The sequence below is a fragment of the Paenibacillus sp. FSL H7-0756 genome (assembly GCF_038006765.1).
Lineage (GTDB): Bacteria > Bacillota > Bacilli > Paenibacillales > Paenibacillaceae > Paenibacillus_AQ.
In genome coordinates this window covers 1,098,581-1,114,740 of sequence record NZ_JBBOVT010000003.1, presented here as the reverse complement: position 1 = coordinate 1,114,740, position 16,160 = coordinate 1,098,581, and the positions used below count along the sequence as shown (strand labels likewise).

Sequence of the window (16,160 nt, the reverse complement as noted above, 5' to 3'; positions counted from 1 at the left end):
CTTATTGCCTCATGGTTACAGGCACGTTAATGCTCTGAAGCAGCTTCTGGAGCAGGGAGTCCATGCTGACGTTGTCCAGGCGCGATTCCGGCCGCAGCAGGATACGGTGTCCCAGCGTATACGGGGTCAGGGTCTTCACATCATCAGGCAGCACATAGTCCCGTTCCTGGAGAAAAGCGTAGGCCTTACAGGCCATCATGAACGATAACGATGCCCGGGGGCTTGCGCCCAGCAGCACCAGCGGGTGCACCCGCGTCTGGCGGACCACATCCAGCAGGTAGTTCAGCACCGGCTCGCTGATGAACACATCGCGGATCTCCTCCTGAATGGCGGCGATCGTCTCCATGCTGGTTACGGGAGCCAGCCTGTCCACCGGCTGGCCCTGCTGATGGGTACGCAGCAGGTTTTTCTCGGTATCGGCATCCGGGTAGCCGAGGCTGATCCGCAGCATGAAGCGGTCCAGCTGGGCTTCGGGAAGGGTATAGGTTCCCTCGAAATCTATCGGATTCTGGGTCGCGCAGAGCATGAACGGATGCGGAAGGGGATAAGTCTCTCCATCGACCGTAACATTGCGTTCCTCCATGACCTCAAGCAGTGCGGACTGGGTCTTGGTGGTCGCCCGGTTGATCTCATCGGCCAGCAGAATATTGGTCATCACCGGGCCCGGACGGAAGTGGAACATCTCATCGCGCGGATGATAGACAGATACGCCGGTAATATCACTCGGCAGAATATCCGGGTTACACTGGATACGCCGGTATTCGCCGGACATCGACCGGGAGAGTGCGCGGATCAGCTGGGTTTTGCCAGTCCCCGGAACATCCTCAATCAGGACATGTCCGCCTGCTAACAGGGCAGTCAGCAGCAGTTCTATTTCAAAGCTTTTACCAAGAATACAGGATTCCAGATTAGTGCGGACAGCGTTCATTATTTGCGTAGATTCTTGACGTACGGGCATGTATGTTAAACCCTCCTATATCAGAATAAGCAGTAATATATACATTTTACATGATAGGAGTACCGAAAGTACATGTTAGGCCAAGTGAATTTGTAGAGTGGCATGCTAGATTTGTCCAAAAGAAACCCGTATCAGGCGGCGTACACCGCCTCCACATAAAAAGAGACCGCCATAGGCGATCCCGGAATCAACATATCTATATACATTCCATCTGCCGTCAGTTACCCCTTCGGCCGGACGACCAGCGCCGCCAGGAAAGAGAAGACAATCGCCGAGGAAATCCCGGCGCTGGTCACATCGAAGATCCCGGTGACGACACCGACCCAGCCATCGCGCTCCAGCTCAGTCAGCGCGCCGTGGACCAGTGAATTCCCGAAGCTGGTAATGGGCACGCTGGCCCCGGCTCCGGCGAATTTCACCAGCGGATCGTAGACGCCAAAAGCGTCGGCAGCCGCACCAAGCACCACCAGCGTACTCATGGTATGGGCCGGAGTCAGCTTCAGTACATCGAACATCAGCTGGCCGATCACGCATATTGCACCCCCGACCAGAAAAGCCCATAAATAAATCATGCTCCTTCACCTCCGCTCTCAATGGCAACCGCGTGGGCCACGCAAGGAATACTCTCCCCCTGCTGATAAGACAGCGGGGAGAGCAGCGCTCCAGTCGCCACGATTAATACCCGCTTCAGCTCGCCCTTCTTCATCCGGCCCATAATATGCCCGTAGGTTACTGTGGCTGAGCATCCCGCACCGCTTCCTCCCGCAATGACATATTTCTGCTTATCCAGGTCATACATCATCAGGCCGCAGTCATTAAAGACCGTCTGCTCCATAGGGATACCTTCCTTAGCCAGCAGATCCTTGGCAATGGGCAAGCCGATGGAAGCCAGATCCCCTGTAACAATCAGGTCATAATGCCCGGGCGAAAGCCCCGTATCGCGAAAATGAGCCGTAATCGTATCGGCGGCTGCCGGGGCCATAGCGGTTCCCATATTGAACGGATCTTTCAGCCCCAGATCCATGATGCGCCCAAGCGTTGCGTACACCACTTGCGGCCCTTGAACCGTCCCATCGTTCACTCCTACCACCGCGCAGCCGGAGCCTGTCACAGTATACTGGGCGGTTGGAGGCTTCTGCGAGCCATACTCTGTCGGATAGCGGAACTGCTTCTCGACCGTACAGTTGTGGCTGGCTGTGCCTGCCATTGCATACTTCCCGCCGCCGGAATCGATAATCATGGAGGCGATGGCAAGACTCTCCATCGAGGTGGAGCACGCCCCGAATACGCCAAGATAGGGCACGCCGAGCTTGCGCGCGGCAAAAGAGCTGCTGATGATCTGATTCATCAGATCCCCGCCGACGAAGAATTCCAGCTTCTCCTTATCCAGATTCGCATTCATCAGGGCGAGCTTGGAGGCTTTTTCAAACAGGGCGCGCTCTGCCTTCTCCCATGTCTTCTCGCCCATCTCCAGCGTGTCATAGATGAAGTCGAAGCTTGAGGCCAGCGGCCCTTCCCCCTCTTCAGGCCCTACTACAGCGGCGGTTCCGAGGATCACCGGACGGTTCGTAAATTCCCAGGTCTGACTGCCGTGCTGCTTCATCGTTTAATGTGCACCTCCCCAGCCCATAACGGCATATACTACACCCACGATAAAAGCAGCAACGACGCCGAACACAATAACCGACCCGGCCAGCTTGAACATGTTCCCGCCCACGCCCAGCACCAGCCCTTCAGCCCGGTGCTCCAATGCGGCAGAGCACATGCTGTTGGCGAATCCTGTGACCGGCACCGCTGTGCCTGCACCGCACCACTGGGCGAGCTTGTCATACACCCCGAAGCTGGTCAGTATGACGGAGAGCAGAATCAGAATCGCCACGGTCGGGCTTGCCGCCTCTCTGGAGGTCATATCGAATATCGCCATGAATGCTTCCTGGATGCCTTGTCCCAGCACACAGATGAGTCCCCCGGAGAGGAAGGCGCGCACACAATTTTTGAATACAGGACGAGAAGGCACGTAAGGCTTGGCCAATTCCTGATAGGCCTTCGGGGTCAGACCGTCAAGGTTAAGCTTGACGCCTGACTTTTTTGTTTTTGCCGGCAATGCAGACACCCCCTGAACTGTTGGATACGAAAGGGACCGGGCAGCGGGTAAGCTGCAGTCCCGTCCCTTCGTGTTATGCAGAATTAAGTTTTCCTTATTATTCACTTCAGGCGGCCCCGTTATGTCCCTCCTGCTCAGGAAAAATAAAACAGCACAACAATCAGCAGCAAAAACAGAACCAGGATCAGTACCGCCTCATTCTCCCGCCCGTACCGGCGGCGGTACCGCCTGGGCAAGCTTTGCCGGCGGACCGGCACTTTGCGGAATCCGCTCCGGCTGCCTGCCTGGGCTACGCTCCCCGAGAGCCACATTCTCCTCGCTTCCTTTCTCCGGCTCCTGCCTGCAGAGCCCTTACCGTATAGTATTCGCACAGGGAGCCCTTGTGTTCATTTGCTCTTCCGGCATGGACAAGCGGCGTAAGAATGTTCATACTAGATGTCATAAAGGAGCGATATATGTATGAATACAGATACCCTTGAATTGTTCAAAACCTTAACAGAATTCCCCTCAGCCTCCGGCTTCGAGCGCGAGCTGCGTGCTTATGTCAAGGAGGCTATGACGCCTTATACGGACGAATTCGTGCAGGACCGGCTGGGCAGCCTGTTCGGCGTAATGCGCGGTGAAGCTAACGGTCCCAAGATTATGGTAGCCGGCCATTTCGATGAGGTAGGCTTCATGGTTACCGGCATTACAGACAACGGGATGATCCGCTTCACACCGCTGGGCGGATGGCTGGCTTCGGCCGTGGCCTCACAACGCCTGCAGATCATTACGCCGAAGGGTACGCTGAACGGTGTAGTCGGCAGTACACCCATCCACCTGCTGAGCGGGGATGAACGCGGCAAGGCCGGGGAGATCAGCAAGATGTACATTGATATCGGTGCGGACAGCCGCGAGGAAGCGCAGAGCTTCGGAGTCGCTCCGGGACAGCAGGTCGTACCGGTATGCCCGTTCACACCGCTGGCCAATCCGAAGAAGATTATGGCCAAGGCCTGGGACAACCGCTACGGTGTCGGACTGGCTATTGAATTAATGAAGGAACTGCACGGACAAGCCTTGCCGAATACGCTCTATTGCGGGGCTACCGTTCAGGAAGAGGTCGGGCTACGCGGTGCCCGGACGGCTGCCAATCTGCTGGCCCCGGATATTTTCTTCGGGCTGGACGCCAGCGCCGCTGCTGATATGACCGGCGACCGCCAGGCCTTCGGCCATCTGGGCCAGGGCGCGCTGCTGCGTATTTTTGACCCGACGATGATTACCCACCGGGGGCTGATTGAATATGTGCAGGATACAGCCGACACTCATAAGATCAAATACCAGTATTTCGTCTCCCAGGGAGGAACGGATGCAGGTCAGGTACATCTCAGCGGAATCGGCATTCCTTCAGCAGTAATCGGGATCTGCTCCCGTTACATCCACACGGCAACCTCGATCATCCACAGTGACGATTATGCGGCAGCCAAAGAGCTGCTGATCAAGCTGGTCCAAGGACTGGACCGTACGACACTGCAGACGATTCTGGAGAACAGCTAATCAATCTCTCCACTTTTAAGAGTCGCAGACTAACGCAAACAGCCGCAGGGATAAGCTTATAGGCTTTCCCTGCGGCTGTATTTTTATGTTGTTAACACATAGGTTCTTAGCTCAACTTCGCGTATTGCTCCATCGCAGACTGATGAATCGGGTGATCCGCAGCAAGCCCCGTGTACTTCGTCAGTGCCGCTTCTGCTCCAAGCTCCGCGACTGCAGCTTGCAGCTCCACAGCTTCCGGATCATCGCCTGCCTTGAACAGCAGCGCACCGGCCATAGATCGCGTCAGCGCCGTGTAGCCCAGCCCTCTGTCATACGCCTGTGTTGCAGGGGATACCAAACGGTCATTCGGCGACAGCTTGCGCACCGGCGAACGCCCTACACGGGATACCTCATCGGTCAGCGCCGGATTGCGGAAGCGCTCCAGGATTTTATCGATATACTTACTGTGATCCGCTGCATCGAAGCCATGCTTCTGGACCAGCACCGCGCCGGTCTCCTCCAGCACCTCACGAACCTTCGCCGTTAACGCTTCATCCGCCATGGCCTGCTGAATGGTCTCGTATCCTTCGAGGAAACCAAGATACGCCGCAGAACAGTGGCCTGTATTCACAGTGAAGAGCTTGCGTTCAATATACGGCTCCAGATTCTCTACGTAATGCACCCCTTCAACCGGCGTATAGCCCGGGATCATCTGCGAGGCGTCCACCACCCATTCATAGAACGGCTCAACGACCACCTTCAGAATATCCTCATGCTGCTGGAGCGGAACGATCCGGTCCACTGCCGCGTTCGGAAAAGCAACCGAAGATTCAGCCTTCGCACGGCTCTCTTCATCCAGCTTCGCGTACACCAGCTCCTTGAGCTGCGCACTGCCGCCAATCGCATTCTCGCAGGCGATCACATGCAGCGGTGCGGAGGAGACAGCTACTCTTCGGCTGATGCCATCAGCCAGTACACCCGCGATATGCTTCAGAACCGATACGCCGACCGCCGTAGTAACCAGATCCGCTTCAGCAATGGCGGCCGCCACTTCATCTGCATGCGTTACACTGCTAAGAGCCGTAACATTCTTCACGATGACTGTTTCCTGACCGTCGCTGGCCAGCGTGACCGGGTACTCGCCGCGTTCCTTGAGCTGGGTCACAAAGGCCTCATTCACATCCACAAAAGTAACTTCATAGCCCGCCTGCGACAAGAGCAGCCCGATGAAGCCCCTGCCGATATTGCCCGCGCCGAAATGGACCGCCTTCATTACTCCAGTCCTCCTTCAAAGATTGCAATAACATCAGCAGCCGTAGGAGCGTTCATGACGCGGTCAATGGCATCATCCTCGGTGAAAATCATCGCCACGTTCGTCAGAACCTCCATATGTCCGTCGCCTGCGGCTGCAATGCCGATGACTACAAACGCCGGCTCATCGCCGCCGAAATCCACCCCGTCCGGGAAGCGGATGATCGACAAACCAGTGGACTTAATATAAGGCCGCGCCTCCTTAGTACCATGCGGAATAGCCAATCCGCCGCCCATATACGTGGACACTACTTCCTCGCGCTCCAGCATCTTAGGAACATATTCCTCCGTGACATGCCCTGCATCGACCAGCAGCTTGCCCGCCATCTTGATGGCTTCATATTTATCGTTTGCGGCTCCGTGCATAATCACTTTATTTTCTGACAGTATACTCATATGGTTTCTCCCTCTTTCAACATTTATTTTGGAAAAAATGAAGCAGCTCCGAGGATAAATACCCCCGGATCTCGGACTCTGAACGTTCTTCCAGCAATTGAACCAGCTCGGAGTTCAGCAGAAGTGCGCTGATCTCGCTGAGCACCTCCAGGCTCTCCTTAGAGAGTCTGCGCGGAGCCAGCATGAGCAGAATGACTCGGACCTCTGTATTCCCCTCCAGAATTACGGGCTGATCGAGCCGGTACAGGGTCAGCGATGACAGGTGAATATGACTGCTTCTGGTATGGAACAGCGCCAGCGCGGTATCCGGAATGACCTGGCTGGTCATCCGCTCCCGTTCCAGCAGACGCTCCAGCACAATACCGGCATCTCCGACCACGCCGTTACCATTCAGTGTCTCCAGCATTTCCACTATCGTCGCTGACAGATCCATCCCCTTGTTATCAATGGGATGGAACCGGAACCGCTCCAGCAAGCTGACGATCTCATCCAGAATGCCCTTGTAGCTCCGGAGCCGTTCAAGCGAGCCCTCCTCCCGGACCGCCTGGTCCGGTTCACCGTTCCTCCCGTTCTCCCGTTCCCGCAGCGTCGTGTTCTGAATGTAATTCAGCAGCTTCTCGATCTCCTCCGCTGTGAGCAGGGGGCTGATCTTGATGTAACGCTCCTTGTCAATCGGCAGATCAATGGTAGATATAATCAGATCGTAATCTTCATCCGGCAGACGCGCCGCTTCATACCAGGAGATATTGCCGAGAATCTCGATCTGCGGCATTTCCTTGGTCAGCCGGGTAGCTAGCAGCCGGGAGGAGCTGAGGCCGCTGGCACAGACCAGAATGGCTCTTACGTTGCGCCTTAGCTGGTTCAGCCGCTCTGCGGAAGCTCCGAAATGCATGACCAGAAATCCGATTTCTTCATCCGGGATCTGGGGCTCCAGCTGCATATCCTCCACGGCTGCGCGGATGATGTTGAACAGATATTCGTAATCCCTGCGGATCGGGCCGAGCAGCGGGTTACGGATACGTGTGCCCTCCCGGATCCGCTTCAGTGCCGGATCAATATGCTCCAGCAGACCCTCGCGCAGGGAACGGTCGCTCTGAAAGGGCAGCCCCGTCCGCTTGACCACGCTCTCGGTCAGCTTGTAAACAATCTCCATTAATTCAATATCGCCGTAAGCATAGCCTGAAGAGGAGAAGGAATCCTGAACCCGGTCGAACAACCCGGCAATATACAGAATCTCTACCCGGGGAATCTTCAGCTCAAGCACCTCTGCGAGCTGCTGCACAAATCGCTCGGCTCCGGCAATGTTCCGGTGGTCGGAAACTCTGGAATAGCCTGCTTCCGCCCCGCTGTCGATGCTCCGGCTAAGCTCAATCCGCCGGGTAGTGACGGCAAGGGCCAGGAGCATTTCCATATAGACAATTTCGGGAAGCTCCGCCGTCCATTTCCATTCCATATCCCACAGCGTATTCTCTACTTCCATGAGGTTGGACTGACCGACTGTAGTCAACAGCATGCGAAAAGCCGGATTGCTCTCAGCCAGAGAACCATGGCCGACCAGATCAGACAGATCCAGATGCTCTGCGGCTAACCGGCCAATCGCCCGGCGCTTGTCAATCTCACTGCCGGTAATTTCAACGCCGTAGCCTCTCCTTCGGACCAGTTCCAGTCCGAACTTGCGAACCCATTGCTCCAGTTCATCCAGGTCATAGCTGATAGAGGCCACTGTAACCTTAAGGGAATGCGCAAGAGTGAACAGCTTCACCGGCTCCTCCGCCTCCAGCAGAATGCAGAGCTCGAATACCTTGCGTTCTTCGCCGGAATAATCCGCCGGCTTCTCTTCCTGCAGGAACAGGCGCAGCTCCGCAAGACCGGCCTCCGGGCCGCTCAATCCAATCCCTTTGCCTGATTTTTTGATCAGATCAAGACCAAAGTTCTCAAGCACGGATTCTATGTCCTCCATCTCCCGGTGTACGGTTCTTACACTTACCCCGGTAGCCTCGGCAATTTTCACAGCGGTAATCTCTCCACTGGCTTCGAGCAGAAGCCACAGGATCTGGCGCTGTCTGGCGGTAATTTTCGTCATTTCAGCTAACCCTCCGCCTTGCATCAAGCATAAACGGATATGCCGTCCTATAAGGGACGGCATCCGTTTCAGCGAGAAGTATATGCTTAGATTTTACACTTGTGCCTCTTACTTCAAACGTTCTACCAGCTCATCATATTTCGGACTCTTCAAGAAGTTATCGATCGAGATATGCTCTGCCTGCGGATTGCTGGCAATCGCCCGGTCGGTAAGGGTCTTCTGGGTGACCACGATGTCCGCGTCCGCCGGAATTTCACTGACTGCAGAGTTCGTAACGGTGATGTTCACCCCTGCATTTTGCAGCTTCTTTCTCAGGACCGAGGCACCCATTGCACTGGAGCCCATTCCTGCGTCACAAGCGAAGACGATTTTGTGGACACTTGCTTTGTTGCGGATATTGGAAGCCACGGTTGCTGTAGCCGCAGTCTGAGCTGCCGTACCGGCGGATTTCATGTCTCTCATTCTGGCTTCTGCCGCTTCCAAATCCATCTCTTCTTGATCATTATTCTTGGAAGATCTCAGAAGCACAGCTGCAATCAGGAACGATACGATGGTAGCAACGACAACCCCGGCAATCATTGGAAGATATCCGCCCTTAGGCGTCATTGCGAAGTAAGCAAAGATACTGCCTGGTGAAGGAGAAGCTACCAGACCGGCGCCCAGCATCTGGAAGGTGAATGTACCGGACATTCCGCCGCCGATAACTGCCAGAATCAGACGCGGATTCATCAGGATGTAAGGGAAGTAGATCTCATGAATCCCGCCCAGGAAGTGAATGATAATGGCGCCTGGTGCGGAGGATTTGGCTGAGCCTTTGCCCGCCAGCCAGTATGCCAGCAGGATACCCAGACCAGGACCCGGATTCGATTCAAGCATGAACAGGATGGATTTGCCGATTCTCTGGGACTCTTCAAGCGCAATCGGTCCCAGTACCCCGTGGTTGATCGCATTGTTCAGGAACAGTACCTTGGCTGGCTCAATGATGATATTGATGAGCGGCAGCAGATTGTGGTTAACCAGGAACTCCACGCCATTTGAGAGGATGTTGGTCAGGCCTTGAACCAGCGGACCGACACCTTTCAAGGCTCCGAGAGTCAACGCGCCGCCGATGATCCCCAGCGAGAAGTTGTTGACCAGCATTTCGAACCCGGCTCTGATTTTGCCGTCCACTGCTTTGTCGAACTGCTTCAGCACCCAGGCAGCCAGCGGACCGACAATCATCGCACCCAGGAACATTGGAATGGTTGAGCCGACGATAACCCCCATGGTTACCAGTGCGCCGATGACAGCACCGCGTTTACCGTGAACCATCTGTCCGCCGGTGTAACCGATCAGTAGAGGAAGCAGGTAGTTAATGATTGGGCCTACCAGAGCTGCAAGGCTCTCATTGGGATACCAGCCCGTTGGAATGAATAATGCTGTAATCAATCCCCAAGCGATAAAAGCGCCGATATTCGGCATTACCATACCGCTGAGCATACGTCCGAATTGTTGAACCTTCACCCTTGCACCGCCGGATGAAGCTTGTTTCGTTGCCGTTGTGGCCATTTAAGATGCCCCCTTATTGTAATGAACGGGAACCTTCCGCACTGCATGCTGAAAGGTGTTTTCCCTTTGAACACATCGTAAATCAAAGCGCTTTCTTTGTCACCAAATTGAAAACACGGTTTCGGCATGAACGTTGTTGACAACATTTAAGAGCTTCTGCCAAGTGGCTTAAGTCCGGTATCCACCTTGCTCCAATCGGCCTACAAGCTTTCTCATAGGATGCACAAATTCACGTATAATATCATTTAAGGCTTAGAAGCGTACAAGAACGAACGGAATCTAGCTATGTACGGATGATGTAGTTTATATGGGCATATCTGCCCTCTGTCGGGGGCATGCGGCGAATTCAAGGGCATTAGTGCTCCTCATTTACTCCTTCGGCCCACTTTCTGCGAATTCAGGGTGCATTTCCAGAATAGTGGGGCTTTAGCGTAGGTGATGACTCAGGTTCTTTGCGGGGACCCCAAAACAAAAAAGCCGCCCCCTAAGCGGAGACAGCTATGCCATGCAGCAGCAGTTAAGCTATGATCAAATCATGTCCAGCGGAACCTTCCACGACGGCTGGGGAAAAGCATCGTCGAGCTGCCACAGCTCATCATCTGTGAATACAAGCTTGGCAGCAGCCGCATTCTCCTTCACATGCTCACGGGTGGCAGCCTTGGGAATAGCGATGACATCCCCGTCACGGAGGGTCCAGGCCAGCAGAACCTGCAGCGGAGTGACCTCATGATTCCGGGCAATCCGCTGCACGGCTTCATTCTCGGTCAGCCCTTTTCTCAGCGTTCCCGCCTGTGCCAGCGGAGAATAGGCCATGACAGGAATCTTATGCCCTCTCAGCCAAGGCAGCAGCTCATGCTCAATCCCTCTTGAACCCAGATGATATAGCACTTGATTCACTGCGCAGTGATTGCCGCCGGGGATGTGCAGCAGCTCCTGCATATCTGCCGTATCCAGATTGGATACGCCCCAGCGGGCAATTTTACCGGATGCAACCAGTGCCTCCATCCCCTCCACGGTCTCTTCCAGCGGAATATTGCCGCGCCAATGCAGCAGATACAGGTCCAGATGGTCCGTGCCGAGCCGCTTCAGGCTGGCTTCGCAGCTGCCGATCAACTTAGTACCGCCTGCATTATGCGGGTACACCTTGGAGACCAGAAATACGCGGTCGCGGATACCCCGCAGCGCTTCACCAACTAACTCCTCAGAGCGGCCGTCCCCATACATCTCAGCCGTGTCAATCAGATTCATGCCCAGCTCCACGCCCAGGCGAAGTGCAGCAATCTCTTCTGCCCTCTTCGCAGGCTGGTCGCCAATCTGCCAGGTTCCCTGCCCCAGTCTGGGCAGCACTGCTCCGTCATTCAGACGGATACTCTCAGATACAGGTTTGCTCATAAGTGATAAGTCTCCTTATAAGAATAATGTTCTTAGTTACTATACTTACCATATCCGGGGCAACGAAACATCCGTTAAGTGTCCATACCGGGAACGTTTCAGCAGCCTCAGCCGATAAGCTTAAGGCCCGTTACGGCTCCCAGAATCAGTACAATGCAAAGTATCCGCCGCAGATCACGCGCTTCGCCGTAGAACAACATGCCCATAATCGCCGCCCCAGATGCTCCAATCCCTGTCCAGATCGCATAAGCAATCCCCATAGGCAGACTCTCCATCGCCAGAGACAGCAGCAGGAAGCTTGCCCCGAAGCCTAGTATCAAAAGGCAGAAGGACTGCCAGTTGCGGTTCTTGTACAGCTTGCCAATCATGGCGACCCCGAACATTTCACATATTCCGGCAGCAATCAGCATCACCCATGCCATCTCAGTTCATCCCCTTTGCCTGTTCCGGTTCAGCCTGAGCCGGGGTAACCAGCTTCAAGCCGACAACACCCGCCAGCAGCAGGCCAATCAGCAGCAGCTTCAGCGGCCGCAGCGGTTCACCGAACAGAATTCCGCCCGCCAGCACGGTGCCTGCTGTTCCAAGTCCGACAAATACAGCATAGACTGTCCCAACCGGCAGCCTGCCGCTAGCCCAGATGAGCGCGTAGAAACTGATGAGAATTGCAACTACCGTAACGGCCCATTCCCATGGTGCGGAGGCGTGCTTCAGCCCGATGACCCATATCACTTCAAAGCAGGCAGCGCCTGCAATCATGATCCAGCTCTTAGTGTTCTTCTTCATTTCTCCGTCCTCCTGTTTCATAAAATAAGCCCGGAAGGTTATCGTCATTACCTGACGATACCTCCCGGGCTTTTGTCCCTCCGTGTTACACGGAGTAGCTTCATCCGTGTGTTCTCTCTCGGACCAGGCCAGCGGTGAACCTGCTGCGGAACCCTAGAGAACTATTAACTACTTATGAATTTACATCGTATGTTAGCAAATCACGCCGCTAAAAGCAACCCTTGCTCCGCCGAAACACCCGAGGCAGAAGCCTGATACTCCTGCCTCCCCGCTTGGCTGATAAGTTCTACGCCTGCCCCGCCAGTCTGTTCAGCTCCTGCAGATCCGCCTCCAGATCCGCCTCGGTATACTTGCCCTGGCCGAAGCCGATCATGGCGCGCAGCGGCATATACTTCATCATGGCCAGCAGCATCTCCGGATTGTCGCCAAGCACATCCTCCAGCCCGAACACGCTGCTGAAGCTCTTCGCCTTCTCCTCGGTCAGCGGATTGGCGAGCAGATCACCGACTGTGGTGTTGCGGTGGAAGCGGCCGGACAGCTTCACGGTGGATTCTACCTCAAGCTGTGTGCTCAGACGGATGTCGCGTGAGGAAGATCCGGCAGAGATTGTGAACAGCCCGCTCTCTACATGCCAGTCAGCCAGCTTCACATTGTAGTAGGCAAAGGAACGCTTATCCAAAGTGAAGGTTACGATGCCTTCTTCCCCGGGCTGCAGCTCAATCTTAGCGAAGCCCTTCAGCTCCTGCAGCGGACGGATCACGCTGCTCTCCACATCGCTGACATAGAGCTGCACGACTTCCTTGCCTGCTCTGCTGCCGGTGTTCTTGACCGTGACCGACACCTGAACGGTATCTGTGTCCTGAATGCGGGTCTGATCCAGCAGCAGACCGCTGTATTCGAACTGCGTGTAGCTAAGGCCGAAGCCGAAGGGGAACAGCGGCTCTATTTCTTTTTTATCATAATAACGGTAGCCTACGAACAAGCCTTCCTTGTACTCCACCGTATCGCCTTCACCGGGGAAGTTCAGGAATGACGGATTGTCGCTCAGCTTCATCGGGAAGGTCTCCGCCAGCTTGCCGCTCGGGCTCACTTCGCCGAAGAGCAGGTCCGCAACCGCACCGCCAAAAGCTTGACCGCCCAGGTAGCCTTCAAGCACCGCCTTCGCCCTATGCAGCCAAGGCATCTCGACCGGTGCGCCGTTGCTCAGCACTACAATAATCTCGCTCTGCACCTCGGCCACCGCTTCAATCAGCGCCTTATGGCTCGCAGGCAGCAGCAAATGGCTACGGTCATAGCCCTCCGATTCGTAGCGGTCCGGCAGGCCGAGGAACAGCACCGCTGCATCCGCCTTGGCTGCTGTATCGCAGGCTTCGCGCAGCAGATCAGCATTGATGTCATCGCTCTCCAGCTCATAGCCCTGTGCGTACAGGAAGCTGGCTGCATCCCCGGCAACGGCCTGCAATTCGGCGAAGGCATCATCCATCCGGGATGGATTCACATGCGAGCTGCCCCCGCCCTGATAGCGCGGCTGCTTGGCGAATTCGCCGATCACGGCAATCCGGCCGCTCTTAGCAAGGGGCAGAATCCCGCCTTCGTTCTTCAGCAGCACCATGCTCTCCCGGGCTACTTCGCGTGCAAGCTGATGATGCTTATCTGCATCGAAGACTGCTTGCGGGTTGCGGTTTTCTACACTTTTGAAAATAAAGGCCAGCATCCGTTCTACCGCGAGATCCAGCGTCTCCATAGCCAATTCGCCGCTGTTCACAGCCGCTACAATCTTGGCATCTCCGATTCCAGCGCTTGACGGCATTTCCAGCTCCAGCCCTGCCGCCAGCGCCTTCACCCGCTCATTGACCGCTCCCCAGTCCGACACGACGAAGCCTTCGAAGCCCCAGTCCTCCCGCAGCACCTTGGTCAGCAGCTCGTAGCTCTCGGAAGCATACTCCCCGTTCACCTGATTATATGAGCACATCACACTCCACGGCTGGCTCTGCTTCACCGTGCCTTCGAAGCTGGCAAGATAAATCTCACGCAGCGTCCGTTCGTCAATAACAGCATCTACAGACATGCGGCGGTGCTCCTGATTATTGGCAGCATAATGCTTCAGAGAAGTGCCGACGCCCTGGCTCTGCACCCCCTTCACATGATTCGCAGCCATCTCTGAGGCCAGGAACGGGTCCTCCGAGAAATATTCAAAATTCCGGCCATTCAGCGGAGAGCGCTTGATATTATTGCCCGGTCCGAGCAAAACGGCGACATTCTCCACCTGGCATTCCGTTCCCAGCGCCTCGCCTACACGGAAGATCAGATCGCGGTCCCACGAGGAGGCCAGTCCGGCCGCTGACGGAAAACAGGTTGCCGGCACACTGTTATTCAATCCCAGATGATCTGCGTCACCCTGCTGCTTGCGGAGCCCGTGGGGTCCGTCCGTTACCATGACTGAGGGAATGCCCAGACGCTCAATGCCTTTGGTGTTCCAGAAATCCAGCCCGGAGCAGAGTCCGGCCTTCTCTTCCAGTGTCATTTGTGAGATGAGCTTCCGAATCCCGGTTATGTCCTTTGCCATTATATAGCCTCCTATGAATACGGTTTCTTGACTCCATTCTATACGACTGTTCCGGCTAATTATGGTACTCTCTTTCGATCTTTGGTATTCTAAGTATACTAATTAAGGGGGCGGCCCATGGCGAAGCTAACTGGGAATGACGATAATATACAGTACATCTGCAAGCTGATCTACGAAGCTTACCGGGTCCCGGTCTTGTGGCTGAATGAAGGGGCTGTGCCCCGTCTAGCCCTGGCACAGGCTGCCTTGGAACGCCCTTCCATTCAGGGAACGGGCGGCCTGCCGGTTGAGGTGATGGAGCTTGTCCATGTGCGTCGAGGAGCGCAGGGCGGTTCTATCAGCTTGGATTCGGACGGGCCGCTTAGAGAGGCGGCGGACGGAACGGCTGCTCCGGCCGCGCCATCGTTACCGCATCTGCACACAACCGGCTTCCTGGAGAGTTTCATTATTCTCCGGCTTCCCGGTACAGGCGGGGCCATCGTCACCGGCCCGGCGCTGAACGCACCTGTTACCGGTGATAACGCAGCTAGCCTGCTGCGCGACCACAACATCCCGCCCGGGCAGCAGGCAAGCTGGCTGGAGTACTACGGCAGCCTGCCTGTGATCAGCCGGAAGCGCTGGTATCATGCGGCGCTGCTGCTCTACACGCTAGTCACCGGGCAGGCGTTGTCCGTAACGAAGCTGCTGCTGGCGGCGGATACGCTGACGGAACCGCTGCATCCGGCAGACGACAGCCCGGATCTGGATTTGTCCTACCGCCGCGAGCATACGTGGCTGCACCACGACCCCATGCAGGAACGCGAAATGTTCCGCCATATTACGAACGGGGACAAGGCGGGGCTGCTGCGGACCCATGCTTCTTTTGCCGAGGAGAGCTACGGAAGGTTGTCCCGGAAAAGCGAGCTGCGCAGCAAAAAAAACCTGGCCGTCTCCTCCATCACCCTGGCTACCCGCGCAGCAATTGAAGGCGGGCTGTTCTGGGAGATCGCCTATACGCTCAGCGACTTCCATATCCAGCATATTGAAGAGCTTCGCGATATTCCGGCGGTGGACCGGGCCATGCTGGCCGCGCTCTGCGACTTCGCCGATCAGGTAGCGGGCAGCCGCAGCGCAAGACATTCCCGAATCTCCGACCGGTGCCGGAATTATATATACAATCATCTGTATGAAGAACTTCCGCTCAGCAGGCTGGCTCAATACGCCGGACTGAATGCCAGTTATCTGTCCCAGCTGTTCAAAAAAGAAACCGGCACCGCCATCAGCGACTACATTCAGCAGCAGCGGATTGAAGAAGCCAAGCGTCTAATCGAGCTGCCCGGCATTACGCTGTCGGACATCGCTACCCGTCTGCATTTTAACGACCAGAGCTATTTTACCAAGGTATTCAAGAAGTATACCGGTCTCACCCCGAGACAATTCAAGCAGCATTCCAAATAGTTTCCATAATTATGGTATGATTCTGCTATGAGGGCAATCCTACATTTGGTTAAAGGAGAGGTTCTGCATG

15 protein-coding genes and 1 riboswitch are annotated in these 16,160 nt (G+C 55.6%); of the genes, 2 read left to right on the top strand and 13 right to left on the bottom strand.

Going from position 1 to position 16,160, the window contains the following annotated elements:
- Position 1: 1 nt before the first annotated feature.
- The 5 genes from NST04_RS30880 to NST04_RS30860 form a co-directional block, all read right to left on the bottom strand.
- Positions 2-958: an AAA family ATPase gene (locus tag NST04_RS30880; RefSeq protein ID WP_340755715.1), complete on the bottom strand. Its 957-nt coding sequence runs from the start codon at positions 956-958 to the stop codon at positions 2-4.
- A gap of 221 nt (positions 959-1,179) precedes the next feature.
- The gene (gene spoVAE / locus NST04_RS30875; protein ID WP_341187647.1) at positions 1,180-1,530 is read right to left on the bottom strand and encodes a stage V sporulation protein AE; all 351 of its coding nucleotides are present in this window, start codon (positions 1,528-1,530) and stop codon (positions 1,180-1,182) included.
- Positions 1,527-2,561, bottom strand: a complete 1,035-nt coding sequence (gene spoVAD / locus NST04_RS30870) for a stage V sporulation protein AD (protein ID WP_341187646.1) — start codon at positions 2,559-2,561, stop codon at positions 1,527-1,529. Before spoVAD ends, spoVAE begins: the two co-directional genes overlap by 4 nt.
- Positions 2,562-2,564: 3 nt before the next feature.
- The gene (gene spoVAC / locus NST04_RS30865; RefSeq protein WP_341187645.1) at positions 2,565-3,062 is read right to left on the bottom strand and encodes a stage V sporulation protein AC; all 498 of its coding nucleotides are present in this window, start codon (positions 3,060-3,062) and stop codon (positions 2,565-2,567) included.
- A 134-nt stretch (positions 3,063-3,196) separates the two neighbouring features.
- On the bottom strand, positions 3,197-3,373 hold the full coding sequence (locus NST04_RS30860; protein WP_341149070.1) for a hypothetical protein: 177 nt from the start codon (positions 3,371-3,373) through the stop codon (positions 3,197-3,199).
- A 148-nt stretch (positions 3,374-3,521) separates the two neighbouring features.
- On the opposite strand from NST04_RS30860, the gene NST04_RS30855 reads away from it, so the two are divergent.
- A complete protein-coding gene (locus NST04_RS30855) occupies positions 3,522-4,595 on the top strand; it encodes a M42 family metallopeptidase (RefSeq protein WP_341187644.1) in 1,074 nt (357 codons plus the stop codon).
- 106 nt (positions 4,596-4,701) lie between these two features.
- On the opposite strand, the gene NST04_RS30850 is transcribed toward NST04_RS30855, so the two are convergent.
- From NST04_RS30850 to NST04_RS30815, 8 genes are all read right to left on the bottom strand, one after another.
- Entirely contained in the window at positions 4,702-5,847 is a 1,146-nt protein-coding gene (locus tag NST04_RS30850) for a mannitol-1-phosphate 5-dehydrogenase (protein ID WP_341187643.1), read from the bottom strand.
- Positions 5,847-6,281 carry a PTS sugar transporter subunit IIA gene (locus tag NST04_RS30845; protein ID WP_341019648.1) on the bottom strand — a complete coding sequence of 145 codons (435 nt, stop codon included), beginning with the start codon at positions 6,279-6,281 and terminating at the stop codon, positions 5,847-5,849. Before NST04_RS30845 ends, NST04_RS30850 begins: the two co-directional genes overlap by 1 nt.
- Positions 6,282-6,297: 16 nt before the next feature.
- Positions 6,298-8,364, bottom strand: a complete 2,067-nt coding sequence (locus NST04_RS30840; RefSeq protein WP_341187642.1) for a BglG family transcription antiterminator — start codon at positions 8,362-8,364, stop codon at positions 6,298-6,300.
- A gap of 108 nt (positions 8,365-8,472) precedes the next feature.
- Complete coding sequence (locus NST04_RS30835) at positions 8,473-9,912, bottom strand: PTS mannitol transporter subunit IICB (RefSeq protein ID WP_341187641.1); 1,440 nt, start codon at positions 9,910-9,912, stop codon at positions 8,473-8,475.
- 528 nt (positions 9,913-10,440) lie between these two features.
- On the bottom strand, positions 10,441-11,304 hold the full coding sequence (locus NST04_RS30830; protein ID WP_341187640.1) for an aldo/keto reductase: 864 nt from the start codon (positions 11,302-11,304) through the stop codon (positions 10,441-10,443).
- Positions 11,305-11,411: 107 nt separating this feature from the next.
- Positions 11,412-11,726 (bottom strand): DMT family transporter, encoded by a 315-nt coding sequence (locus tag NST04_RS30825; RefSeq protein ID WP_341187639.1) that lies wholly within the window; start codon positions 11,724-11,726, stop codon positions 11,412-11,414.
- Position 11,727: 1 nt separating this feature from the next.
- Positions 11,728-12,087 (bottom strand): DMT family transporter, encoded by a 360-nt coding sequence (locus NST04_RS30820; protein ID WP_341187638.1) that lies wholly within the window; start codon positions 12,085-12,087, stop codon positions 11,728-11,730.
- A gap of 59 nt (positions 12,088-12,146) precedes the next feature.
- Positions 12,147-12,255: riboswitch (guanidine-I (ykkC/yxkD leader) on the bottom strand.
- A gap of 118 nt (positions 12,256-12,373) precedes the next feature.
- The gene (locus NST04_RS30815) at positions 12,374-14,653 is read right to left on the bottom strand and encodes a glycoside hydrolase family 3 C-terminal domain-containing protein (protein WP_341187637.1); all 2,280 of its coding nucleotides are present in this window, start codon (positions 14,651-14,653) and stop codon (positions 12,374-12,376) included.
- Between the two features lie 117 nt (positions 14,654-14,770).
- Between NST04_RS30815 and NST04_RS30810 the strand changes: the two genes are divergently transcribed.
- Entirely contained in the window at positions 14,771-16,090 is a 1,320-nt protein-coding gene (locus NST04_RS30810) for a helix-turn-helix domain-containing protein (protein ID WP_341187636.1), read from the top strand.
- Positions 16,091-16,160 lie beyond the last annotated feature (70 nt).